This is a genomic window from Streptomyces sp. CC228A (assembly GCF_021390935.1).
Lineage (GTDB): Bacteria > Actinomycetota > Actinomycetes > Streptomycetales > Streptomycetaceae > Streptomyces.
Genome location: NZ_JAJPUI010000015.1, coordinates 25,467 through 47,956, shown reverse-complemented (window position 1 = coordinate 47,956; position 22,490 = coordinate 25,467). Strand labels below are relative to the sequence as shown.

Here is a 22,490-nt window from a genome sequence, read left to right as displayed (position 1 = left end):
AGATCCACTGCACGGTTCCCCATTGCTTTGTGATCTGCGCCACCATGATGGGTAGTGGCGGACTCGGTATTCGGTGTGCGACGTGGATGTCCACTTCATGACACCGCCCCAGCGAACCCAACTGTCGCTCATCCCCCTCGGCCTGACATCGGTTTTGACAGCCCCACCTCCTGAAGCTGATCGTCAACCCGTTGCCGTGCTCAGAAGGCCGTCGGCAGGACTGCAAACAACGCGAGCAGACTGGCTAGAGAACGTCCCCGGTGATGGCGTGGACGACGATCAGGTCCGACAGGTCCGGCTCCAGGCCGTGCGCGGCCGGATCGGGCCAGACCGGGACGCCGGCATACGCGACTACGTCCTGGCGACGCTGGGTGCGGCCCGCATCGTCGACGACGCCGTGCACGAGCTCACCGCCCTGCTCACTGCCGCGTACGGCCGCCCGGTCCAGCTCCTGGTGAAATGCTGGTACCGATGCCACCGCGCACCCGCCCTCGCCGAAGCGGTCGGCCGACGCACGCAGAGGGCAGGCGACCCGTGTCGCGGTCACCCACCACCACATCGACTGGCCCCCGGTGCCCGGCAAGCACCCGCGGCTCGACTGCCCGTTCTGCCAGATCGTCCACGACGCCGCCCCGGCACAGATCGTCCGCGAGTGGGCCGACACCCTCGCGATCGTGCCCCGCAGCGGCGGCTGCACCGAAGGCCACCTCCTAGTCCTTCACCGCGCCCGCTCGGCCGAGCGGGCCCTGCCGTTCCACAACCTCGGCGACGACACCGAGGTGGATGCGGAGGCCGCCCTGGACGTGATCGCCCTGCTGTCCCTGACGTCCAGCCGCCCCGGCGGCGCGGTCGTGCGCACCCGGTACGCGGACGACACCTCCCGGGTCCTCGGCTGGCGACTGCGCCACTGCACCGCCCACCCGCTCAACCGGGCCGAGATCTTCGACGCCTACTGCACGGACGCCGTCACCGGAGAGCCGATCCCGCCGGAGCCGGGCACGGAGTACGCCGACGCCCCGCCCGTAGGGGCCTGACGCCCTGGCCGCCGCCACCTCCCAGCTGCCGCACAGTCCCGCGGTCTCTCTGGCGAAGCTCTCGCACGACTGCGCGGGCGACCCGCACTACTTCGACCTGGACACCACCGCCGGCGCCCGACTGGTGGCAGCAGTCGCCGAACTGGCCAAGCGCCCCGAGCCCAGCCGCCCCGACCTGGTCCGGGTGCTGCTCGCCGACTACGGAGTGATCGCCGACCGGCTGTCGGCCACCGTGCTGCTGTATCAGGTGCAGGCTGTGGGCGACGGGCCAGTGGACCGGCGGCTACGAGAGGTGGCCACGCCCGTAGCCCTGACCCTGCTCGACCTGACCCACACCCCGCCGACGCTCGCGCCCCAGGTGCTCACTGTGGTCGAGAACCCCTCGGTCCTAGAAGCCGCCATGGCCTGTGACAGCCCCGGCCCGCTGGCATGTACCAGCGGTCAGCTCGGCAGCGTCGACCACACCCTCCTGCAGCTCGCGGTCGACCAGGGGATCCACCTGAGTAGCTGTTGTCGTACCGAACCTGAGGGCGGTGTTTTCGCTGGTCAGGCATAGGTTCGGTGCTCCCGTGGGAGGGGTGGCCTGTCGTGTCATCGTTCCTGGGGAGGCCGTGGATGCCGTCGGTCGTGGGGTTGCTCGAACAGCGTGAGCTGGGTGCTCGCCGTCGCGTGGACGAGTTGCGGGAGGAGGCCGACCGCGTCCAGGCCGAGCTGGTCGTGGCCGAGCGGGAATGGAAGGAGTGGGTCATCGCCCGCTCGCGGGTCGGCGAGGTGCTGGGTCCGGTGGACGAGACCGAGGACTACGCCCGGACCGAACGGGCAGTGCCGGCCCAGGGGCAGGCAGGGGAGGCATCATCGGTGTCGATGGCGGCGAAGCCGAAGTCGCAGGTGCCGGTGTGGCGTGAGGGGCTGGAGGTGTCCGTTCTGTCGATGGACTACCAGCGCATCCTGCAGGCCCTCGCGGACCGGCATCGCCTCCACCAAGGGCCTGTGACCTGCCAGGAGATGGCTGTCTTGTTCGGCCTGGACGCGGTGCCGGCCAAGGTGGAGGCGCTGCGGTCGAAGGCGAAGCGGCTGGTCGCGCGCGGCTGGCTGGCCGAGTCCGCGCCGGGCCGGTTCACCCTCGCACGGAGTGTGGCCGGGCCAGACGGCGGGTCATGATCATGGTCATCGACCAGTAGACCATCGCCTCGGCGCTGGTGGTGCGGCGTTCGAAGTCGCGCACCAGGCGGCGGCTTCGCATCAGGTGCGCGAAGAGCCGCTCGACGATCCACCGCTTGGGCAGCACCACGAACCCCTTGACGTCATCGCTGCGTCTGACGATCGCCAGAACCAGTGCGAACGCGGCCAGGCAGTGCCCGACGAGGCTGCCGGTGTAGCCGCCGTCGGCCCAGACGAGTTCCAGCCGGTGGCGGGCGTCGGCGACCTGGGCGAGCAGAACCTTCGCGGCGGCACGGTCTCCGATGTCCGCGCTTGTGACCATGACGCCCAGCAGTAGGCCGAGGGTGTCGACCACGACGTGCCGCTTGCGGCCGTTGACCAGTTTGCCGCCGTCGAAGCCACGGCTGTCGGCACCGACGACGGCGTCTGCCTTGACGGACTGCGAGTCGATCACACCGGCCGTCGGCTCCACATCCCGGCCCGCCTTCCGGCGGACCCGGTCGCGCAGCCGGTCGTGGAACTCCCTGACCAGTACGTGGTCGCGCCAGCGGCGGAAGAAGGCGTAGACCCGGTCCCACGGCGGGAAGTCGGCTGGCATAGCACGCCACTTGACGCCGTTGTCCACGAGATAGCGGATCGCGTCCAGTATCGCCCGGTGGCAGTACGCCTCCGGCTGCCCGCCCCGGCCCCGCAGCCAGCCCGGCACCGGCAGGAGTGGCCGGACCACGGCCCACTCCGCGTCCGTCATGTCCGAGGGATACCTCCGAACACGTTCCGGGTGATCGGCGGCATTCCCGAACCGGTGAGCGACGCAATCACACGACGGAGCAGCCGAGTTGAACTCCACCGGCGCGAGCACGTACAACTGCGGCAACAGGGTCTCCTGGATCTCGGTCGGCTTCGCAACCCCGAGCTACCAAGAGGCCCTGCCTTCATGCCCACGGCCGGCCGCGATCACCCGATCGAGACTCCCGTTCGACGCCCACCCCTCAAGATCGGAACGACAACAGCTACTTAGCAAAAAACTTTCGGCGGATCCGTTTTTGCCTCCTCTGCCTCCCGGCGGCCGGAAAGGCACAACAGATGCGGGGAGGGGGAGCCCGCTTCCTCTCAACTGAGCCGAGGCACCGGGCTCCCACTGCTCCGGCCGGGACAGCATCCGAGGGGGCACTCCGCCTCGCTGAGGTGCCGTCAGCACGCGCGCCGGCTCGAAGTCTTCCGCCACGGGGCGGCCGATCGTCGGGGTGCCGTCGATGACCTACTTGCGGCCATCCGGTTCCACCTGGAACGGCATCAGGCTTGGTGGCCGTTTGGCGTGAATGATACTCACGGGCCTGCCTCCGGCCAGCACTCAGCCTTTCCCAGCACCTGGCGCAGTACAGCGTCGTGCTCCTGGAAGACCACCCGCCCGCCTGCCCTCAAGGCATCCCGCACGGTGGCCTCTCCCGCTCCAAGAGCTGGCGCCAAAGGGACTGATGACGGCTCAGGGCCCGCCTCCTGCACCGTCGATGCATCCATCGCGATCAACTCGGCTCCGTACGTGCGGGCTACGTACTCAGCAATCCGCAGACCACTGCCATCCAGATCACCGCTGTATCTCAGTAGCTGTTGTCGTTCCGATCTTGAGGGGTGGGCGTCGAACGGGAGTCTCGATCGGGTGATCGCGGCCGGCCGTGGGCATGAAGGCAGGGCCTCTTGGTAGCTCGGGGTTGCGAAGCCGACCGAGATCCAGGAGACCCTGTTGCCGCAGTTGTACGTGCTCGCGCCGGTGGAGTTCAACTCGGCTGCTCCGTCGTGTGATTGCGTCGCTCACCGGTTCGGGAATGCCGCCGATCACCCGGAACGTGTTCGGAGGTATCCCTCGGACATGACGGACGCGGAGTGGGCCGTGGTCCGGCCACTCCTGCCGGTGCCGGGCTGGCTGCGGGGCCGGGGCGGGCAGCCGGAGGCGTACTGCCACCGGGCGATACTGGACGCGATCCGCTATCTCGTGGACAACGGCGTCAAGTGGCGTGCTATGCCAGCCGACTTCCCGCCGTGGGACCGGGTCTACGCCTTCTTCCGCCGCTGGCGCGACCACGTACTGGTCAGGGAGTTCCACGACCGGCTGCGCGACCGGGTCCGCCGGAAGGCGGGCCGGGATGTGGAGCCGACGGCCGGTGTGATCGACTCGCAGTCCGTCAAGGCAGACGCCGTCGTCGGTGCCGACAGCCGTGGCTTCGACGGCGGCAAACTGGTCAACGGCCGCAAGCGGCACGTCGTGGTCGACACCCTCGGCCTACTGCTGGGCGTCATGGTCACAAGCGCGGACATCGGAGACCGTGCCGCCGCGAAGGTTCTGCTCGCCCAGGTCGCCGACGCCCGCCACCGGCTGGAACTCGTCTGGGCCGACGGCGGCTACACCGGCAGCCTCGTCGGGCACTGCCTGGCCGCGTTCGCACTGGTTCTGGCGATCGTCAGACGCAGCGATGACGTCAAGGGGTTCGTGGTGCTGCCCAAGCGGTGGATCGTCGAGCGGCTCTTCGCGCACCTGATGCGAAGCCGCCGCCTGGTGCGCGACTTCGAACGCCGCACCACCAGCGCCGAGGCGATGGTCTACTGGTCGATGACCATGATCATGACCCGCCGTCTGGCCCGGCCACACTCCGTGCGAGGGTGAACCGGCCCGGCGCGGACTCGGCCAGCCAGCCGCGCGCGACCAGCCGCTTCGCCTTCGACCGCAGCGCCTCCACCTTGGCCGGCACCGCGTCCAGGCCGAACAAGACAGCCATCTCCTGGCAGGTCACAGGCCCTTGGTGGAGGCGATGCCGGTCCGCGAGGGCCTGCAGGATGCGCTGGTAGTCCATCGACAGAACGGACACCTCCAGCCCCTCACGCCACACCGGCACCTGCGACTTCGGCTTCGCCGCCATCGACACCGATGATGCCTCCCCTGCCTGCCCCTGGGCCGGCACTGCCCGTTCGGTCCGGGCGTAGTCCTCGGTCTCGTCCACCGGACCCAGCACCTCGCCGACCCGCGAGCGGGCGATGACCCACTCCTTCCATTCCCGCTCGGCCACGACCAGCTCGGCCTGGACGCGGTCGGCCTCCTCCCGCAACTCGTCCACGCGACGGCGAGCACCCAGCTCACGCTGTTCGAGCAACCCCACGACCGACGGCATCCACGGCCTCCCCAGGAACGATGACACGACAGGCCACCCCTCCCACGGGAGCACCGAACCTATGCCTGACCAGCGAAAACACCGCCCTCAGGTTCGGTACGACAACAGCTACTCAGCCGACAGGCGGCTGCGAACGTGACCGCGCTGAGGGAGAAGTTCCCAGCTCTGCCAGACGTCGTCCGATACCTGACGTCCAGGCCGGTGCGGCGGGGATTCCTCTGGGACTGCTTCGACGCCGGGATCGCGGCCGCTTTGGTCGGGGATCCGGACACGGCCCGCGATCACTTCGAGCGAGTCCTTCGAGAGAACCCGCTGGCCCCGTGGATGGTCGAAGCCCAGGAGAAGGCACGTGAGCTTCACGCGATCGCGCCAGATCGCGACGCCGTGACTGCCTGGGTCGCCCGTGCCGTCGACTCATGCCGGAGCAAGCTGGGCCTGGATCCTGTGCCGCTCGCGATCAGCTGAATGGACCCGCTCGTCGAGCTACAGAGCTGCGGTCAGGCCAGCAGGACTCGCTTCCGTAGCAACCCGAAGCCCGCGCGTCCGTACATCTGGCGCTTGATCATTTTGATCCGGTTGACGTGGCCTTCGACGACGCCGGAGCTCCACCGCAGGGTTAGGCCGGCGGTGACGGCGGCGAGATCGCGTTCGAGGCCGTTGACGAAGGTGTGGAGGCTGGGCAGGTCGTCGGCGCGGACCGCCTTGATCCATTGCGGGAGCTGGTCACCCTGGAGCTGGGTGAGTATCTTCCCGAACGCGCGGACGTGCCCGGTGAGGGCATCCAGTTCGGGGCAGTCGGCGAGGACGGATTTGAGCTTCACTCGCTCGTTCTCCGGCAGGGTGTCGGGGTGGGTCAGGATCCAGCCGGTGACCGTGCGCGGGGACGGCGGACGGGCTGCCGGTGCAGTCGGGGTTGTGCGGAACGGCTGGAGGTAGGCGCGGACGGCTCCGTAGCCGCCGGTGTAGCCGTGAGTCTTGATCTCTTCCCAGAGGGTCCAGGCGTTCGTGCAGCCTTCGGTCCATCGCTGGTGCAGGTAGGGCTTGAAGTCGTCGAGCTTGGTCCTGCGGTTCTGCCACTGCCCTTGGAACAGGTCTTCCGGCCTCGCGGCGTCGGCCAGGCGTCGGACGGTGCGGTAGGTCATGCCGAGCTGGCGCTGGATCGAGCGTCGGCTGTGGCCGGCGGCCAGCAGCGCGTGGACGGTGGCGTGCTTGGCGCGGGTGCGGTCGGCGAACCGGTGCCCGGTGGGCCATGGCGACCCGCTCTCGGCCGGTGCCGGAGCCTTCTCCGGTACCGACACGGTGAAGGTCGCGCGGAGGCACGAGCGGTGGCGGGAGACGCACCGCTCGGCCGCTTCGCCAAGGTTGCGCCAGAGGTGGAACCGGTCGGCGACCTGGACTGCGGTGGGTGCCCCGATCCTGGCGCCCTCGGCGAAGAACGGGGCACGGTCACGACAGACGACCTCGATCCCCGGATGTTCCGCCAGCCAGGCCGCCACAGTGCCTGCCTCGCGATCCGGCAGTAGGTCAACCGGCCTGCGGGTCTCGACGTCGACCAGCACGGTCCCGTAGACACGGCCCTTGCGCATCGCGTACTCGTCGACGCCGACCACACGCGGAACTTGCGGCTGTGGTTCCGGGAGGGAGTCGACCAGCCGCAGGACCGTGTTCCGGCTGACCCTCGCCCCGAAGACGTCGGCCAGCCGGGCGCCGGCGCGACCGGCCAGGGCGAGGCCGACCTCGGCCAGCACCGACCGCATTCGTTCGGTCCGTTGGCTGTACCGCCGGGTCAGGCCCGCGACCTGCTCGACGAACGTCCGCCGCCCGCAGGAGACGTCTTCGCATGTGAAGCGCCGGACACGGAGCCGCAGCACCACCCGCCGTCCCGCCACAGGGAGGTCAGCTGGAAACCGCAGATAAGAGCCGTGCACCCGCCCGGACCAGCTTCCGCAGCCCGGGCACCGAGCCCCGGCTGTCCGGCATCTGACACCGACTCGGATCACCTCTCCGTCGTCCTGTACCGACACCACCTTGATCCCCGGATGCGCCAGGAAGAGCAGCTCTTCCAGCCGGAGCAGTACCTCGCCCACAGCCCAGAACCATCAGCCCGAACGCGGTCAGCACCGGCAGTTTCCAGACGATCTCGCGAGACCTATCAGCAAGACCAACAGTCACAGGGAGTAGGCACATCACAGAAGTTGGACCAGAACCCGAACTCATCAACATTGATCATGAAGCGGGACCGGAGACGACTCCGGAAGCCACGTACAAACGCCTCCCGTTCTCACGTACGTAGCCACGGTGCCCATGGACCAGGTCAGTTCGTAGACGCCCGGTGCTCGCTGGACGCGCTTGATCCGGAGGCCGGCGCGAAAGTGTCCGCCGGTGCGCAGGTCCTCGACGAAGGCCGCCACGGCGTGGCGGAATCGGCGGCGCTGTTCGGGGGTGAGGCGGTCCAGGTCGGCGGTGAAGCGCGGCAGGGTCTCGAAGGTGGGCACGTGGTCTCCTCCGGGCAGCACGACGAAGCCCCCGGCGGGCGCAGGGGGCTGCTGTAGGCGGTGCTCGTTGGTGGTGTTCGTTCCGTGGCGCGTGGTGGTGCTCAGTAGTGCTGGATGGTGTTGTCCGGGCCGGGGTGTGCGTGCTGCCGGAGAGCGATGACATTCGCGTCCGGCCTGGGGCCGCTTCCCGCCCGGCGGGCACCTGAGAAGAAAGTTCGGCCGCTGCTCCCGCCTGGCGGGACGTGCCGCTGATCGGTCTTTTCTTGCAGGTCAGAGCCGTGTGGCGTGGTCTGCATGACAGTGGATATCAGGGTGATCCGGGCCGGTCAGATGTACCGCTACTACCTGCGCGAGATCGTCGTCGGCGACGGCCGCCGCCCGGCCCGCACGCCGCTGCGCGCCGCCCAGGAGCAAGCAGGTGTCCCGGCCGGGCGCTGGATGGGCCGCGGTTTGGCCGCGCTCGGACTCGCGCCGGGTGAGGAAGTCACCGAGGCGCAGCTGCGGAACCTGTTCGGCGAGCGGGGCCGCCACCCGTACGCGGACCGGATCGAGGCCGAGCAGCTCGCCGCGGGCGACTCCTCCCCGAAGAAGGCATTCAAGGCCGGCGCCCTCGGACGCCGGGTCACGGTTACGGGCGTGGACTTCGTGTTCCGGCCGCAGCCGACGATCTACCTCCTGTGGGCGTTCGGGGATGAGGAGACCCGTCTGGTGATCGAGGCCGCGCACGAGCGGGCGATCGAGCGGGTGCTGGAGTGGATCGAGGACGAGGTCGCCGTGATCCGGTACGGCAAGGACGGCATCTACCGGGCGCGGCCGCCCGGCGGTCTGGTCGCCGCCCGCTTCCGCCACTACGAGGCGCGTTCCGGGCGGCCCTTGTTGCATGACCATCTGCTGCTGTCGGTGAAGGGGCAGCGCCTGGACGGGAAGTGGGGCTCGATCCACACCACGGCCCTGCACGAGACCACGGTCGCGGCCTCCGCGCTCTACAACGAGCTGGTCGCCTCCGAGGTCTGCGAGGCGCTGGGGCTGGCGACCGAGCCGCGGATCGTCACCCCGGGGCGCCGGCCTGTGATGGAGATTGCGGGGGTGCCGCACGAGCTGATCCGCTGGACTGCCCGGCGCAGTGACCAGATCGCCGCCTGCCTGGCCGAGCTGGAGCACGAGTACGTCACCGCCGTCGACGACGACGGCGAGCCGCTGTTCCTGCCCGTGGTCTCCGAGCGGGCCCGCGCCAAGCTGAACGCCATCGCCGCCCGCAAGACCCGCCCGCCCAAGCAGTCGGCCCGGCCGCTCGCGCAGCTGCGCGCGTGGTGGAAGGCGAGCGCGATCCTCACCTCCGGTGTCGCCGCCGACGTCATCACCTCCCTCCTCGAGTACGCCCGTGCCGCAGCCGCCGTGGTCCGGGCCCGGGTCGCTGCCGTGGTCGACGTCGCCCTGGCGGCCGTCGACGTCACCGCGACCGTGTTCGTGATGAACGACGGGGGCCGCTTCCACCGCCGCCACCTGCTCGCCGAAGCCCGCCGCCACCTCGCGTTCGTCCTGCGCGGCCGCCGCCGCGACCCCGGCCTGGACGACCAGGTCGTGGCCGCCGCCATCTCCACCCACTGCCTGGACATCAGCGAGCCGAAGACCGTACGCGGCCTGGAGGCCGGCTATCGCCTCTACACCGCCCGGTGGGCCCTGTCCGACCTCCCCGCCCGGCCCCGCCCACCCACTCCCGCACCTGACCCGGACCGGCAGCCCCCGGCCGATCCCGGCGAGCCGGCTGCGCTCCGGCCGCCGGGCCAGGACGCGGGGGAGTGGGAGGTACCCCGCATCCCGCTCCAGTACGACCGTGCCGTCCTCGCCGGTGCGATGGTGCGGGAGAAGCTGCGCACCATCACTACCGCCACCGCCGTGCGGGGCCGGGCGTACGACGTCGTCGCCCACCAGCAGGCGGCGATGCCCGAGCAGCTGCTCGCGCCCGAGCCGGCCGACCCCGAACACGACGACCAGGAGCCGGAGGCCGGTCGCGGGGACGCGATCGACATGACGGCGCTGCGGGCCTTGCGGAAGTCCCGCACGGACGTGGAAGCCCTCGATCTCACCGCCGACCGACTGCGCCGCATCCGGGAGGCGGGGACCAAGATGGTCAACGACTCCCGCGCCCGCGTGGACCGCCGCACCCCACCAGCCGACACCGACGCGGTGCGCCCGGTGCGCCCGGACGACCAGCAGGCGCACCGCCCACAGCCGCCCGCACCGCACCGCGGCCGGGAGGCCGGCCACTGAGTGGACCCGATGGTGCGCACCTGGTGCGGTGGTGCGCACCGACGACGCCCGGCTCCACTCCACTGAGTGAGCCTCCGCCAACTTGAAGTCGCAGGTCAAAGGGCTGGTGTGACCGGTCCCCGGGGCGCTCATGCTGGTCGTGGGCGGAAGTCCACGAAGAAGATCATCCGTCAGCGGTTGACTTCGAGGTTCGTCAAGACGAGCAGGGCTCGCAGGAGCTGGGTGGCGCGGGCGGGGTCGGTGCGGAGCTTGGTGAGGATCCGCCAGTTCTTGAGGTGGGCGAAGCCGTGTTCGACCGGCGCGCGTCCGACGGCGAGGACGCGGTTGGCTTCCTTCTCGCCTGGGGTGAGCTTGTGGGTGCGGCTGGCGGCGTAGCCGGTGACGATCACGGGGTCGAGGATGTCGTTGTCCAGGCCGCGGAAGCCGAGGTCGGCCAGTGCCCCGAGGCCGGCGGCGCGCAGGTGGGCCAGGATGCGATCCTGGCGGGCGGCGGTGTTGTCGTGGGTGCGGCCGGGCCGGGCAGCGGATATCCAGATCAGGCGACCGTTCTCGTCGGTCAGGGCGAGGAAGTGCAGGCCATGAGTGCGGTGCTTGCCGGAGTAGTTCCGCCGGTCGGCTCTACCTGTACGGCGCTGGGTGCGTATGAGGGTGCCGTCGATCAGGACCACCTCCCCACCCTGCTTGACGACCTTCCGCAGGGCGCGGTCCAGGCGCGGGGCCTGTGCGGCGAGCAGTCCGATCAGCTCATCGCGCCAGCGGCGGACGGTGGACTCGGACACGTCGTTGCCGCCGGCGATGTCGGCCAGGCGCTGGTCGTGGCGCAGTACGGCCAGGACGATCACCGCGATCCTCCCGGGCGGCAGGATCCGCCATCGGGACCGAATCGTCTTCAGATGACGCCGCAGCAGGTCGGCGAGGTGGTTGACGGTGCGCGTGGACAGCGGCAGACGGCACTGGTAGACAAGCGTGCAGGTGTCCTCGGCGCGCTCTTTGGTATTCGTCACACAATTCCAACGGCCGCCGGGGGCACCCCGGTTACGCGCGTGCTGAGCCGCTCCGAGTGGCGGTGCTGCTGGTCACAGGCGGGTGGTGAACCGGCCGTCGGGCAGTTTGCGGAGCCAGCCGCGGTCGACGAGCCTGACCAGCTTGGCGCGCAGCGGTTCCAGCTTGGACTTCACGCTGACGTCCACCCCCACCACCTCGCCGACCTCGCGGGCCATGACCCTGCTGGCGGCGGCCGTCCGGCGGGCGACCGCGACCAGGGCAAGTCGCCCGCAGGGGGGAGCACTGGCGTCCCAGCTCGGATCGGTCACCGTGTCCGCAGTACCGCAGGCACAGAGCGCAGAGGTCGGCGGCGTCCAGAACGCCGTCACCAACCTCGGCGCCTCGATGGGTACGGCCCTCGCCGGATCGATCATGATCGCCGCACTCACGACCTCCTTCCTGACCACCATCGAGGCGAACCCGGCGGTCCCCGACAGCGTCACGAGCCAGGCGACCGTCCAGCTCCAGAGCGGCGCACCGTTCCTTTCCGACGCCCAGCTCCAGACCGCCTTCGACGAAGCGGGCGTGAACCCCGAGCTGTCCCAGGCAGCACTGGACGCGAACGCGGAAGCCAGGCTCGACGGGCTGCGCGCGGCGCTCGCCATCCTGGCCTTCGCCGCACTCATCTCGCTGTTCTTCACCCAGCGCATCCCGTCGACCCAGCCCCGCTCGCCGGAACCGTCGCCGTAGCCGCTGCGCGCATGCGACGCGTACACCCCACCACGCGCGCCCCGGAGGGCCGAGGCAGCTACGTGGCATGCGCCTCGTTCACAACCCGGCGTGCCGACGTGCGCCCCTCGCGCGCTGCTGCGCGCCCTGCCGTGTGCCGGACGGCTTCGCGATCACGGGCCGGACCGAAGTAGATCAGCAGCGAACCGCGCCACCGCGGGCGGGTCTTCCGCAGCACCTGGCACCGGTCATTGGCCCGGCTGACGATGGAGTGCCGGCGGGGACGCCAGACCTTGGCCCGTGCCGATTCGGCGGGCGGCACCCTGGCGGGGCGGCACCCGGCGGGGCCGCGCCCGGGGCTCAGCCCACGGGCGCCCCGACCAGGGTGACGATGTCGGCGAAGACCTCGACGTCGTGCTGGTGGGCGGTGACCAGCACGCGCGGCCGCCCGGCCTCGTCGGTGGCGTAGCGGTGGGCGTGGATCCGGCAGGGCGCGTCGAGTTCGGCGTACCGCATGAAGGCGGTGTCCATGCCGACGACCACGCTCGGCCGCGGCGACGCGACGGCCTGCGCCGCCTGACGGGCGGCCTCGAGCAGCAGCATGCCGGGGACGTGGTCGACCCGGTGGTCGAACAGGACGGGGTGGGTGGTGTCCACCCGCAGCAGCCACTGGTGCGGGCGGCCGGTGGGGGAGAGGACGACGTCCGCGGCGCGGGTGCGGCCCACGAGGGAGGCGGGCACCGGCGGTGCGGGCGGCAGTGCCCGGGCGTTGGCCAGGTCGAGGTCGGCGTACTGTGCGCGCAGGCGCTCGTAGACCGCGCGGTCCTGGATGGCGAAGCGGGTGCGGGCGCGCGCGAGCGGCCGGCCGGCCCGGTACACCAGCGCCGTCAGGAGCATGGATACCGCCCTCCCCCGGCGGTACTTCACCTCCGAACACGTGATGTGCAGCTCGACTTCGGTCTGCTGCTCGGCCACTGCCAGCGCCGCGGGGTCGAGCACCCAGCGCAGGTCGTGCCACAGCAGCTGGTGGCCCATCGGTGTCTCGTACGCGACGTGCGAGAGCAGCGGCAGCGCCTGCCGCACCGTCTCGCTCAGCAGCAGCGGATCGTGCAGCCCGTGCCCGGTGGTGTAGAAGTCGTGCGTTCTGGGCCACTTGGCCCGCACGACGAAGGAGTGCTCGTCCGTCCGCTGCCATTCGGTGAGCAGGACCTCGTCGGGGTTCGTCTTGTGGGTGTGCCTCTGGGCGACGAGTGTGGGGACTCCGTCTGCTCCCTCTGTCCGGCCGTGCGCAAGGTGCAGCTGTGACATGCCAGTTCTCCCCTACTGACTCAACAGGTGCGCTTGACTGGTGCGTGGCGGGCGCCGACTTTAACATAGTGATGATTCTTTTTTACTGAAAGAGAGTGAACAGTTGGCTCGGGTCATGCAGGAGCGGGCGGTGCGCACGCGGGAGGTGCTGCTCCGCGCAGCGGCAGAGGTGTTCGGCGAGGTCGGCTACCCCGGGGCGAGTATCGCCAAGATCATCGACCGGGCCGGGGTGACGACCGGCGCGGCCTACTTCCACTTCCGCTCCAAGGAGGGCCTGGCCCGTGCGGTCATCCGGGAGCAGGCTGCCGACCTGGACTTTCCCGAGGGCGAGGCGGGACTGCAGCGACTCCTCGACCTGACCCTCTACCTCGCCCGCGAAATGCAGCGCAACACCCTGCTGCGCGCCGGCGTCCGGCTCGCGGTGGAACAGAGCGAGGCCGGGCTGCAGGAGTACTCGATCTACGAGTGGTGGGCCGAACGGTTCGAGCAGGAGCTCAGGGAGGCACGGGAGCGCGGCGAACTCCTTCCGGAGGCCGACGCCGCAGTGTTCGCCTCGACGCTGGTCGCCGCCTTCACCGGGGCGCAGATCATGTCGCAGCTCGCCAGCGGCCGGGCCGACCTGCCTCGGCGCATCGCGAACCTGTGGCGGTGCCTGCTGCCGGGACTCGCTCCAGCCGATGTCATCGACAGGCTGGACATCACCGTCGACGGCCGGGAAAGCCCACGATGACCACCGTCCTGGTGACCGGGGCCACCGGCTTCATCGGTTCGAAGGTGCTGCGCCGACTGCTCGAGGCGGGCCGCGCAGGCCAAGGCGTGGACGTGGTGGTCGCGGGGCGCTCGGCGAGCACCCCCGGCGTCGCCTGCCGCCGCGCCGACCTGTCCGACCCGGAGTCCCTCCGCGGGCTCGCCCGGGGCGTCGACATCCTCGTGCACCTGGCCGCCCTGGTCGTGGGCGACGAGGCCGCCTGCGACGCGGTCAACCACCGCGGCACCGCGGCGCTTGTCGCCGAGGCCGAGCGTGCCGGGGTGCGCCGCATCGTCCACCTGTCCACGGCCGCCGTCTACGGCGCGGGCCCGCACCGCGGCATCACCGAGAACGAGGTCACGCCCGCCCCGCTGTCCCCTGCCAGCCGGTCCCGCCTGGCAGGTGAGGAGGCGGTGCTCGCCGCCGGCGGCACGGTGCTGCGGCCGGGCCTGGTCACCGGGGCGGGCGACCGGTGGGTGGTGCCCGCGCTCGCCGACCTGCTCGCCCTGGTGCCCGCCCGCTGGGACAGCGGCCGCGGGCTGCTGTCCATGGTCGACGCGAACGATCTCGCCCGGCTGATCGCGGCGCTCGTACTGGCCCCGGCCCCGGTACCCGCGGGCGTCCACCACGCCAGCCACCCCGCGCCCGTGCGCAACGGGGACCTGATGGACAGGCTGGCGGAACTCGACATCCTGCCCGCCGCGCCGGCGGACTGGTCCCTGCAGGAGTGCCTGGAGCGGCTGCGCAGCGGACCGGGGGGTGTGAGCGAGCGCCAGTTCGCGCTGCTGGCGACCGACCACTGGTACCGCAGCGACGGCATCTGGACCGCGGCGGCGCCGCCGCGGGCCCCGGCCCGCTGGCCCGCCTCGCGGCGGCGGCGCCCTGGTACCGCGCTCACCTGGAGCGCAGGGGCGGTGCCGTCCGCGCGGCGGTGTGAGGGAGGGTCGCAGGCAACTTGCCAAAGCCGCACACGCGACCGGGGGAGCGGTCAACGTTCACCGGACTGCCCGATACGGTTAAGGGGTTGTGACGGAAGCCGGCCACAGGAGTACGGGAGGAGCTGTGCAGCTCGCACGGAGTTCCCGGGGTACCCGGCCGGCCGGACCTGCCCTCCCGTACCGGGACGTACCGTCGTGGTGAGGCAGGTACGGGCACGTCAGACCCGGGCGGCACTGATCACCGCCGCTGCGGGCGAGTTCGCCCGGCTCGGCTACGCCGGTGCCACCGTGTCCCGCATCTCCACCGCCGCCGGCGTGACCTCGGGCGCGCTGACCTTCCATTTCCTGTCCAAGGAGGAGCTCGCCCGCGCCGTCGCCGACGCCGGCGTCGAGGCCGCCCGTGCGGCAGTGGGCGAGGTGGAGCGGATCACCGACCCGGGCATGGGCGCCGCCGAGAAGCTCACGCAGGTCCTCGCCGGCCTCCTGAAGCGGGACGTCCACGCCCGTGCGACCGTACGCCTCCTGGACGAGTGTCCCGACGAATGCGCCTCCTGGGAGGAGGCCTGGCGCCCCGCCCTCGACCACGCCCTGGAGCGGGCCCGGGCGGGCGGAGCGGACGCCACGGTCGTCGCCGACGTCCGGCTGCTGATCGCCTACCTGATGGCCGGTGCGGGGGCCCGGATGCGGGCCGGCCGCTCGGTGGACTCCGTCCGCGAGGAACTGGACCGCCTGTGGCAGCGGTTCGCCGCGGGCCTCCAGCTCTGATCCCCGCCCTTTCGGCCTTCGCCGCACCGATCTGCACCCCACCCGCGCGCGGTCGCCGGGTCCTGTCCTGGTCCGGCGCCGGGCTTCCGGCCACCCGGGAAGTTGGCGAAGTCGCAGCCGAAGGCTCCTCCCCCGTAAGAAAATAGTGCTCATTCTCTTTATTGTGATGCGCAGCCCACACGGAGCTGTGACGCACCGAGAGAGGGAGAGGGTATGAGGGGGACAGCCGGATCCGGGGGAGCGGATTCCGTCAACCGGTTCACTGACCAGCTCTTCGGAGATCTGCGCAGGATCGACCAGCGCAGGTGGGCCCACGCCTATGTGCTGGGCCTGCTCACCACACCGGGAAAGAAGTCGATGCGTCGCCTCGCCGCGGCGGCGAGCGACTCGCCGACGGCGTCGCAGGCGCTGCATCAGTTCATCAACGAGAGCCCGTGGGACTGGACGCCCGTCTGCGACCGGCTGCGGCACTGGATCGAGGGCCGGGTGCGGCCCCGGGCCTGGACGATCGCCCCGGTCGTCCTGCCCAAGCGGGGCGAGAAGTCGTGCGGCGTGCACCGCCGGTTCGTCCCGCACACCGGACGCACCGTCAACTGCCAGGTCGGCACCGCGCTGTTCATGTCGACGGACATCGGCGACTTCCCGTGCAGCTGGAGCCTGCTGCTGCCCGAGCCGTGGGCGCGGGGCGACCTGCGCGAGCGTGCCCGCGTCCCCGACGGCGCGGTCGCCCGGCCGGAGAGCCCCGTCCTGAGCCTGGTCGAGCTGCTGGTGAGGCCCTCGCGGCACGAGCCGGTCCCGGTGGTCGTCGGCGTCGACGGCTACCTGGACGTGCGTCCGCTGCTGCACGCTCTGATCCGGGCCCGGCGCGACTTCGTCGTCGCCGTCCCCGACGGCCTGCCGCTCGCGCCCTTCCCCGCCGCCCGGCCCGTCCGTGTCTGTCCGCGGGCTGCGGCCCGGATGCTGGACGGTCCGAGCGGACGGGAGCGGGGGGCACGGGGCCTGGTCCGCAACCAGCTGGTGCAGCTCCCGTTCACGCGGGACGAGCAGCGGCCGCAGCCGTTCCGGCTGTTCGCCGGGCCCGGCACCCGGGCCGGCGGCCTCGGCCGACTGTGGCTCACCAACATCGTGGACCGGCCGGTCGGTGAACTCATGCGGTACGCGGACCGGACCGCGGCGGTCGGCGAGACCGTCAACCTGCTCGAGCGCGGCTTCGGCTTGCGCGACTTCGAGGGCCGCTCGTTCCCCGGCTGGCACCACCACATGACGCTGGTCTCGGCCGCCTTCGCCTACAGCCGCCTCACGACCGCCGCCGACGGGTACGGCGCCCTCGACATGCCCGGCGACTGGCCGCGGGAGGACGACTTCGACCGGTCCCTGGACCTGCTGCCGGCGTAGGGAGGTCCCTGTGCGAGGGGCCCGTGACCCACCGGCTCGGTGGGGCACGGGCCCCTCGTTCCGCTCCGGGCCCCGGTCAGCGCAGTGCCGTGGGCACGGCGGCGGCGGCGTGCGGCGCGGTGCCGGGCGTGCCGGCCTCGTCGTCCGGCCCGGCCGCGGCCCGGGTGCCGTACCGCAGAAAGTGCCGCACCCGCTCCGCGCACCGCAGTTGTCCCCTGACCAGGACCATGCCGTACACCCGGTCCTCGTCCTCGCGCCAGCACACCAGCGGGATGCGGTAGGTGTCGCCCTCGGGCGTCGCAAAGACCGCTTCGTACCCGGTCGCGTTCAGCAGGCTCACGCGCCCTCGCCCTTCGGCATGGTGCTGAACAGGTGGCCGTAGTCGCTGATGCCCAGGGCGGTGTCGGCGGCACCGGCCAGGTGCAGGGCGTGCCACAGGATCACCTGGTTTGCGGTGACCACGTGGAAGCCGAGCTCGGTTTCGAGCGGCTTGATGGTGCCCACCGCGCGGATGCCGTTGCCGGCGACGAGCACAGCGTCCGGACGGTGCTCGGCGACCGTGCTGCGGATCCACGCGGACAGGTTGCCCGGCGTGATCGCCTTCTGGTCGGAGGGCAGTCCGCACGGGCCGTGGTGGACGACCTCGAAGCCGAACTCACGGAAGTAGGCGGCGCCCTGGCCGGAGAGATTGTCGTCGAACCACGGCGGGTTGACCACCGCGATCCTGCGCGCGCCCAGGGCGTCGAACGCGGCCCGCGCGGCCTTGGTGGTTCCGGTGATCGGCAGGTCGCGGGTGACCGGCCGCAGCCGCTCGTACAGCTTCCGCTCGCCCTCCGCCTTCAGGACGTAGCTGGAGGAGGTGAAGCCAAGGGTGAGGGCGTGCAGCGGGGACGCGGCCAGCAGTTCCACCGCCTGGTCGAGGTAGGGCGGCTCGACGAAGGCCCGGACGGGGGCGTGCGGTATCTTCTCGTCCATCTCGCCGCCGGCGCGCATCGCCGCGAAGTGGATGCGCGAGCCGTGGACTGACACGGAGGCGGGGGCGATGGCCTGCAGCTCGGCCTCCGGGCCGACGTCGGCGTGCGGCACGACGACGCCGATCCGAATCGAGGCGTCCCAGCCATCGGTGGGAGAGGTCGTTTCGGTCATGTCGGATCTCCTACCGGGTGAGTGCGGACTCGTCGGCCAGGCTGCCGCCGCGGACGGTGCCGGTGCCGTCGGCGTCGAGGAAACCCGGGTGCTTGCTGCGCATGTGGGACATGACGAAGTCGTAGGGGACGTCGTCGAAGGAACCGTGGTCCGTGAGGAACTCCATGGAGCCGCCGCCCTCGCCGAAGGGGTGGTAGAGGCTGTCGCTGACGCCGTCGAACTCCAGCGCCTCCATGCCGTAGAGCTTGCAGAGCACCTTGTTGAACACCGGCGTGGCCTTGATCCACGTGCCGTTCAGGTGGACCTGGGTGAGGCCGTGGAAGAACACGTCGCCGCCGATGTGCTTCAGCAGCCGCGGCGAGGCGAGGTGGTTGCGCACGTCGCCGTAGACGAGCCGGGACGGGATGCCGAGGGCGCGCACGCAGGCCGCGTAGAGCGCGGACTTGTGCAGGCAGAACCCCTCCTTGGAGGTGGCAGTGGTCGAGGCCCTCAGGCCCTCCCGGGAGAGGGGGGCGCCGTACACCTCGTAGAAGACGTCGTCGCGCACCGCGTAGTACAGCTCGATGGCGTTGGCCGTGCGGTCCGCGGCACGGTCCTTGACGGCGTGGTCGATGAAGGCCTGCACTGCGTCGGTCTCGTAGTCGAGGAACTCGGTGGGCCGGGTGAGTCGTTCCAGATGGTCGGTCATGCGGGTTTCCTGTCGGTCGAGGGCTCGGCCGGAGGCCGGTCGGTCAGAGACCGAGGAGCGTGGCGATGCGGTTGCGCTGGATCTCGGATGTGCCGGAGTAGATCGTTCCGGCGATCGAGTTGCGCAGGTCCCGCTCGATGCCGTGTTCGGTGAGCACGCCGCGGCCGCCGTGAATCTGCACCGCGTCCAGCGCGGTCTGCACATTGGCCTCGGACACGATCGTCTTGGTGGCCGCCAGGTCGAGTGAGGCGTCCTGGCCGGCCTCGACCTTCGCGCCGGTGTCGGCGAGCCACTTGCGGGCCGTCTCGACCCGCATCTTCATGTCGGCGATCTTGTGGGAGACCGCCTGGTAGGAGCCGATGGGCTGTCCGAACTGGTGGCGCTTCCTGGCGTAGGCGATGGTCTCCTCCAGGCGCCGCGTCATCTCGCCCAGCGTGATGGAGAAGCCGAAGAGGACCTCCCGCTTCATCACGTGGTCCAGGATGAGGAAGCCGGTGCCCTCCTGCCCGACCCGCTGACTGACGGGGACGCGCAGCTCGTCGAAGGAGAGTGTGCCGATCGGGCTCGTGCGCAGGCCGATCTTGTCGATTGCCGGGCCCGCCGTCAGACCGGGCGTGGCGGCCTCGACGAGCAGGGTGGTCAGGCCGAAGGGGCCCGGCTTGCCAGTGCGCACGTACAGCAGGAACAGGTCGGCGACGGGGGCGTTCGTGATGAACGTCTTGCCGCCGTTGACCACGTAGTGGTCGCCGTCGCGGCGGGCGGTCGCGGCCAGGTTCATCGCGTCCGAGCCGCCGGACTCCTCCGTGATCGCGTGTGCGGTGATCGCCTCGCCGGACATGATCCTCGGCAGGTGGCGTTCCTTCAGCTCCTGGCTGCCGAAGCGCTGCAGCGGCACGCCCACGGAGACGATCTGGGTCGAGGCGGAGAAGGACAGGCCGGCGTCGCGGCAGACGTAGCCCAGGCCCTCCAGAGCCCGCATGGTCGCCGTCACGCCGTGGCCGGCGCCGCCGAACTCCGGTGCGTAGTGCGTCCGCAGGAGGCCGGTCTCCTGCAGGACCTTCCACTTGTCGTGCGGGAAGGCGCCCGCCGCGTCCAGCTCGCGGGTGTCCGCGTTCAGCTGCTGGGCCCACGGGGCGGTGAGATGGAAGAGGTCGTCGGTCAAGGCGGGTCCTAGGTCGGCGGTGGTCGGGTGAAGGGCCCTTTGCCCGGGCCGGCCCACGACTGGGGTGGGAAGCGGGCCGGCCCGGCCGGGCGGCTCAGTACTGCGAGAAGCCGTCCTCGGAGAGGGTGTGCTTCTCGTCGCCGACGATCGGCGGGTTGAAGATCGACACCAGGTGCAGGTCCTCGTAGTCGGAGGCCACCAGGTAGTGCGGGTCGTGCTCGTTGAGGACGTAGATGGTGCCGGGCACGATCTTGTGGCGGGTGCCGTCCTTCTCGATGACCTCGCCCGAGCCGCCGATGCAGTAGCAGGCCTCCAGGTGGTTGCGGTACTGCAGGGCGCTGGTGGTGCCCTGGCGCACGATCGTGTCGCAGACCGCGAAGCCCATGCCGTCGGACTTGGTCAGCAGCCGTGTGCTCAGGCCGTTGCCCCACTCGACGGGAGCGACGTCATCAAGGCTGCGAACGAACATTTCAGGTTCTCCTTCGGTCGATAGAGGTACGTGGCGGTCAGGTTGTGCGTGCGTGGTGCGTCGAGCCCGTGGTGCGTGGCGGCGCGTCGCGCTCGGGGGTGCCGGGCGCTCGGCACCTGTGGGGGGTGCGGCGGAGGTCAGGCGGCCCGCGCCGGGGCGTGCGCCTCGACCACGGCGGTGATGGAGTCGAGGGTGCGGAAGTTGTCCGGCGTGAACTCGATGTCGTCGACGGCGATGTCGAAGGTCTGCGTGAGGTGCGAGAGCAGACGCACCAGGCCCAGGCTGTTGATGACGCCGGAGTCGATCAGGTCGTAGTCCCCGGTCAGGTCCGTGGTGTCCTCCCCGGCGAGGAACTGGCCCACGACGTAGGCGCGGATCTCACCGGCGATGTCCGTGGTGCTCATGCGTCGATCTCCTTCATACGGTTCTGCTTGATGAGGTTGCGGTCGGGTTTGCCCGTCGAAGTGCGGGGCAGCGGTGCGTCGGTGAGGTGTACGGAGGCCGGTATGGCGTGGCGGGGCAGGTGCCGGCCCGAGTGGGTGCGCAGGCGCAGGCTGGTGAGTCCGGTGCCAGGGCGGCGGGTGACGTGGGCGTGCAGCCGGACGCCGGCCTGCGGGTCGGGCAGCGGTACGACGACGGCCTCGGCGACGTCGGGGTGGGACGCGAGCACGCTCTCCACCTCCTGGAGGTTCGTGCGCACCCCCCTGACCTTGACGTGCCAGTCCGCGCGGCCTTCGAGGAAGTACAGGCCGTCGGCGTCGCGGGAGACGATGTCGCCGGTGCGGTAGAAGTCGCGGCCGTCGATGCGGGTGAACGCGGTCTCGTTCAGCTCCTCGCGCAGATAGCCGCGGGTCTGGAACGGGGTGGCCACCAGCAGCTCACCGGTGCCGGCCCCCTCCACCCGCTGCCCGTCGGCGTCCATGACGAGGGCGTCGGTGCCGCGTACCGGGAGGCCGATGGGCATCGGGCCGGTCGCCGCGGGGTCGACGCGGTGGATGAAGGAGTCGTTGGTCTCCGTGCAGCCGAACACGTTGTGGAAGGCGGCACCGGGGAACGCCGACGCGATCGGGGCCAGCAGGTCGGCCGGGAGCCGGTCGCCGGTGAAGACGGCGTGGCGCACGGTGTCGAAGGTGCCGCCCTCGCGGTCGCCCCCACTGCCCTCGAGGAGCAGCCGGTACATCATCGGCACGCCCTGGACGAAGGTAAGGCCGTGGCCGGCGGCGAGCGAGGCCAGGTGCGAGGCGTCGGTGGCGCGCTTGCTGTCGACCAGCACCACGGACGCGCCGAGGCGCAGGAACGTCCAGACGTCCAGGAGGGCGAGGTCGAAGTTGAGCGGCGCGTACGAGAGCGCCGTCTCTTCCGGCGTCAGGGCGAACTCGTCGACGGCCCAGTCGGCGAAGGCGTCGAAACCGGCGGCCTCGATCGGGACGATCTTGGGGGTGCCGGTCGAGCCGGACGTGGTCAGCAGCAGACGCGTCCGCTCCGGGTCCGGCGTCGCGAATCCCGTCGCCTCGTCCTCGTCGGGCGCCACGGGCGTCGCGTCGAGCACTCCGTCGGCGTCGACGGTCAGCAGGTGGCGGACCCGGGCCTGGCGGGCGATCCGCCTGCCGGCGGCGCTGCCCAGGTCGGGGGAGGGGGCCAGGGCGATGTGGCCCTCATGGAAGACGGCGAGCAGCAGCGCGATGGTCTGCGGCGTCTTGTGTGCCGGTACGCACACGGTGCTGCCCACGGGGAGGTCGAGGCGGTGCAGTTGGGTGCGCAGGTCCTGGGTCAGCTCGTGCAGGCGGCCGTAGGTGACGGCCTGGTCGTGGAAGTGGAGCGCGATGCTGTGGGGCCGGTGGCGACCGTGGACGGCGACGGTCTCGGCCAGGCGAGGCGATGGCACGGCGGATTCCTTGCGGTCGGCTCAGCCGCGACAACAGTGGTCGCTCGGCTGTTCGAATCTTGCGGTGTCGAGCAAGAAGGTATCCGGGCAAGTGCATGTTTGGTCAAGCACTTACTTGGCGAAGTGAGTGTGACTCAATGCATTCGCTTTT

25 protein-coding genes and 1 pseudogene are annotated in these 22,490 nt (G+C 70.8%); 10 read left to right on the top strand and 16 right to left on the bottom strand.

Features of this window, described 5'->3' with window-relative positions; translation table 11 throughout:
- Positions 1 to 244: 244 nt before the first annotated feature.
- Positions 245 to 478: a hypothetical protein gene (locus tag L6E17_RS29065; protein WP_236243619.1), complete on the bottom strand. Its 234-nt coding sequence runs from the start codon at positions 476 to 478 to the stop codon at positions 245 to 247.
- A gap of 94 nt (positions 479 to 572) precedes the next feature.
- Here L6E17_RS29065 and L6E17_RS29060 point away from each other — a divergent pair, with 94 nt between their 5' ends.
- The 3 genes from L6E17_RS29060 to L6E17_RS29050 are packed head-to-tail and all read left to right on the top strand — an operon-like array spanning position 573 to position 2,195.
- A complete protein-coding gene (locus L6E17_RS29060; RefSeq protein ID WP_236243618.1) occupies positions 573 to 1,034 on the top strand; it encodes a hypothetical protein in 462 nt (153 codons plus the stop codon).
- Between the two features lie 4 nt (positions 1,035 to 1,038).
- Positions 1,039 to 1,590, top strand: a complete 552-nt coding sequence (locus L6E17_RS29055; protein ID WP_268985778.1) for a TIGR02679 domain-containing protein — start codon at positions 1,039 to 1,041, stop codon at positions 1,588 to 1,590.
- A 59-nt stretch (positions 1,591 to 1,649) separates the two neighbouring features.
- A complete protein-coding gene (locus L6E17_RS29050; RefSeq protein ID WP_236241953.1) occupies positions 1,650 to 2,195 on the top strand; it encodes a hypothetical protein in 546 nt (181 codons plus the stop codon).
- Here the strand turns inward: L6E17_RS29050 and L6E17_RS29045 are convergent.
- Complete coding sequence (locus tag L6E17_RS29045; protein ID WP_236241954.1) at positions 2,152 to 2,943, bottom strand: IS5 family transposase; 792 nt, start codon at positions 2,941 to 2,943, stop codon at positions 2,152 to 2,154. The genes L6E17_RS29050 and L6E17_RS29045 overlap by 44 nt on opposite strands.
- Positions 2,944 to 3,521: 578 nt before the next feature.
- Positions 3,522 to 3,974 carry a DUF2399 domain-containing protein gene (locus tag L6E17_RS31750; RefSeq protein WP_374109180.1) on the bottom strand — a complete coding sequence of 151 codons (453 nt, stop codon included), beginning with the start codon at positions 3,972 to 3,974 and terminating at the stop codon, positions 3,522 to 3,524.
- Between the two features lie 88 nt (positions 3,975 to 4,062).
- On the opposite strand from L6E17_RS31750, the gene L6E17_RS29040 reads away from it, so the two are divergent.
- Positions 4,063 to 4,854 (top strand): IS5 family transposase, encoded by a 792-nt coding sequence (locus L6E17_RS29040; RefSeq protein ID WP_236241954.1) that lies wholly within the window; start codon positions 4,063 to 4,065, stop codon positions 4,852 to 4,854.
- On the opposite strand, the gene L6E17_RS29035 is transcribed toward L6E17_RS29040, so the two are convergent.
- Positions 4,811 to 5,356, bottom strand: coding sequence for a hypothetical protein (locus L6E17_RS29035; protein ID WP_236241953.1), 546 nt, complete (start codon positions 5,354 to 5,356; stop codon positions 4,811 to 4,813). The genes L6E17_RS29040 and L6E17_RS29035 overlap by 44 nt on opposite strands.
- A 135-nt stretch (positions 5,357 to 5,491) precedes the next feature.
- Here L6E17_RS29035 and L6E17_RS29030 point away from each other — a divergent pair, with 135 nt between their 5' ends.
- Positions 5,492 to 5,821 carry a hypothetical protein gene (locus L6E17_RS29030; RefSeq protein WP_236243617.1) on the top strand — a complete coding sequence of 110 codons (330 nt, stop codon included), beginning with the start codon at positions 5,492 to 5,494 and terminating at the stop codon, positions 5,819 to 5,821.
- 32 nt (positions 5,822 to 5,853) lie between these two features.
- Here the strand turns inward: L6E17_RS29030 and L6E17_RS29025 are convergent, their stop codons facing one another.
- Positions 5,854 to 7,356 carry an ISL3 family transposase gene (locus L6E17_RS29025; RefSeq protein WP_374109182.1) on the bottom strand — a complete coding sequence of 501 codons (1,503 nt, stop codon included), beginning with the start codon at positions 7,354 to 7,356 and terminating at the stop codon, positions 5,854 to 5,856.
- A gap of 216 nt (positions 7,357 to 7,572) precedes the next feature.
- Positions 7,573 to 7,851, bottom strand: a complete 279-nt coding sequence (locus L6E17_RS29020) for a hypothetical protein (protein WP_236243616.1) — start codon at positions 7,849 to 7,851, stop codon at positions 7,573 to 7,575.
- A 294-nt stretch (positions 7,852 to 8,145) separates the two neighbouring features.
- Here L6E17_RS29020 and mobF point away from each other — a divergent pair, with 294 nt between their 5' ends.
- Complete coding sequence (mobF, locus tag L6E17_RS30765) at positions 8,146 to 10,122, top strand: MobF family relaxase (RefSeq protein ID WP_268985769.1); 1,977 nt, start codon at positions 8,146 to 8,148, stop codon at positions 10,120 to 10,122.
- 170 nt (positions 10,123 to 10,292) lie between these two features.
- Here the strand turns inward: mobF and L6E17_RS29005 are convergent, their stop codons facing one another.
- Entirely contained in the window at positions 10,293 to 11,126 is an 834-nt protein-coding gene (locus L6E17_RS29005; RefSeq protein WP_236243614.1) for a transposase family protein, read from the bottom strand.
- Between the two features lie 72 nt (positions 11,127 to 11,198).
- On the bottom strand, positions 11,199 to 11,435 hold the full coding sequence (locus tag L6E17_RS29000) for a hypothetical protein (RefSeq protein ID WP_236243613.1): 237 nt from the start codon (positions 11,433 to 11,435) through the stop codon (positions 11,199 to 11,201).
- On the opposite strand from L6E17_RS29000, the pseudogene L6E17_RS28995 reads away from it, so the two are divergent.
- Positions 11,404 to 11,856, top strand: a pseudogene (locus L6E17_RS28995) (MFS transporter); the annotation flags it as partial. The gene L6E17_RS29000 and the pseudogene L6E17_RS28995 overlap by 32 nt on opposite strands.
- A gap of 339 nt (positions 11,857 to 12,195) precedes the next feature.
- Here L6E17_RS28995 and L6E17_RS28990 read toward each other — a convergent pair.
- A complete protein-coding gene (locus tag L6E17_RS28990) occupies positions 12,196 to 13,143 on the bottom strand; it encodes a ScbA/BarX family gamma-butyrolactone biosynthesis protein (protein ID WP_236243612.1) in 948 nt (315 codons plus the stop codon).
- A 130-nt stretch (positions 13,144 to 13,273) separates the two neighbouring features.
- Here L6E17_RS28990 and L6E17_RS28985 point away from each other — a divergent pair, with 130 nt between their 5' ends.
- The 3 genes from L6E17_RS28985 to L6E17_RS28975 all read left to right on the top strand — a co-directional run bounded on the left by L6E17_RS28985 (position 13,274) and on the right by L6E17_RS28975 (position 16,989).
- Positions 13,274 to 13,873 carry a ScbR family autoregulator-binding transcription factor gene (locus L6E17_RS28985; protein WP_308310523.1) on the top strand — a complete coding sequence of 200 codons (600 nt, stop codon included), beginning with the start codon at positions 13,274 to 13,276 and terminating at the stop codon, positions 13,871 to 13,873.
- Positions 13,870 to 15,594: an NAD-dependent epimerase/dehydratase family protein gene (locus tag L6E17_RS28980; protein ID WP_236243610.1), complete on the top strand. Its 1,725-nt coding sequence runs from the start codon at positions 13,870 to 13,872 to the stop codon at positions 15,592 to 15,594. Before L6E17_RS28985 ends, L6E17_RS28980 begins: the two co-directional genes overlap by 4 nt.
- 213 nt (positions 15,595 to 15,807) lie before the next feature.
- Positions 15,808 to 16,989 carry a transposase gene (locus L6E17_RS28975; RefSeq protein WP_236243609.1) on the top strand — a complete coding sequence of 394 codons (1,182 nt, stop codon included), beginning with the start codon at positions 15,808 to 15,810 and terminating at the stop codon, positions 16,987 to 16,989.
- A gap of 76 nt (positions 16,990 to 17,065) precedes the next feature.
- On the opposite strand, the gene L6E17_RS28970 is transcribed toward L6E17_RS28975, so the two are convergent.
- From L6E17_RS28970 to L6E17_RS28940, 7 genes are all read right to left on the bottom strand, one after another.
- Positions 17,066 to 17,329 carry a DUF6253 family protein gene (locus L6E17_RS28970; RefSeq protein WP_236243608.1) on the bottom strand — a complete coding sequence of 88 codons (264 nt, stop codon included), beginning with the start codon at positions 17,327 to 17,329 and terminating at the stop codon, positions 17,066 to 17,068.
- The gene (locus L6E17_RS28965; RefSeq protein ID WP_236243607.1) at positions 17,326 to 18,135 is read right to left on the bottom strand and encodes a maleate cis-trans isomerase; all 810 of its coding nucleotides are present in this window, start codon (positions 18,133 to 18,135) and stop codon (positions 17,326 to 17,328) included. The genes L6E17_RS28970 and L6E17_RS28965 overlap by 4 nt, the downstream gene beginning before the upstream one ends.
- A 10-nt stretch (positions 18,136 to 18,145) precedes the next feature.
- Positions 18,146 to 18,823 carry a transglutaminase family protein gene (locus tag L6E17_RS28960; RefSeq protein WP_236243606.1) on the bottom strand — a complete coding sequence of 226 codons (678 nt, stop codon included), beginning with the start codon at positions 18,821 to 18,823 and terminating at the stop codon, positions 18,146 to 18,148.
- A 43-nt stretch (positions 18,824 to 18,866) separates the two neighbouring features.
- Positions 18,867 to 19,985: an acyl-CoA dehydrogenase family protein gene (locus L6E17_RS28955; protein WP_236243605.1), complete on the bottom strand. Its 1,119-nt coding sequence runs from the start codon at positions 19,983 to 19,985 to the stop codon at positions 18,867 to 18,869.
- 94 nt (positions 19,986 to 20,079) lie between these two features.
- Positions 20,080 to 20,454, bottom strand: a complete 375-nt coding sequence (locus L6E17_RS28950) for an ectoine synthase (RefSeq protein WP_236243604.1) — start codon at positions 20,452 to 20,454, stop codon at positions 20,080 to 20,082.
- Between the two features lie 137 nt (positions 20,455 to 20,591).
- Positions 20,592 to 20,858: an acyl carrier protein gene (locus L6E17_RS28945; RefSeq protein ID WP_236243603.1), complete on the bottom strand. Its 267-nt coding sequence runs from the start codon at positions 20,856 to 20,858 to the stop codon at positions 20,592 to 20,594.
- On the bottom strand, positions 20,855 to 22,339 hold the full coding sequence (locus L6E17_RS28940; RefSeq protein WP_236243602.1) for an AMP-binding protein: 1,485 nt from the start codon (positions 22,337 to 22,339) through the stop codon (positions 20,855 to 20,857). Before L6E17_RS28940 ends, L6E17_RS28945 begins: the two co-directional genes overlap by 4 nt.
- Positions 22,340 to 22,490 lie beyond the last annotated feature (151 nt).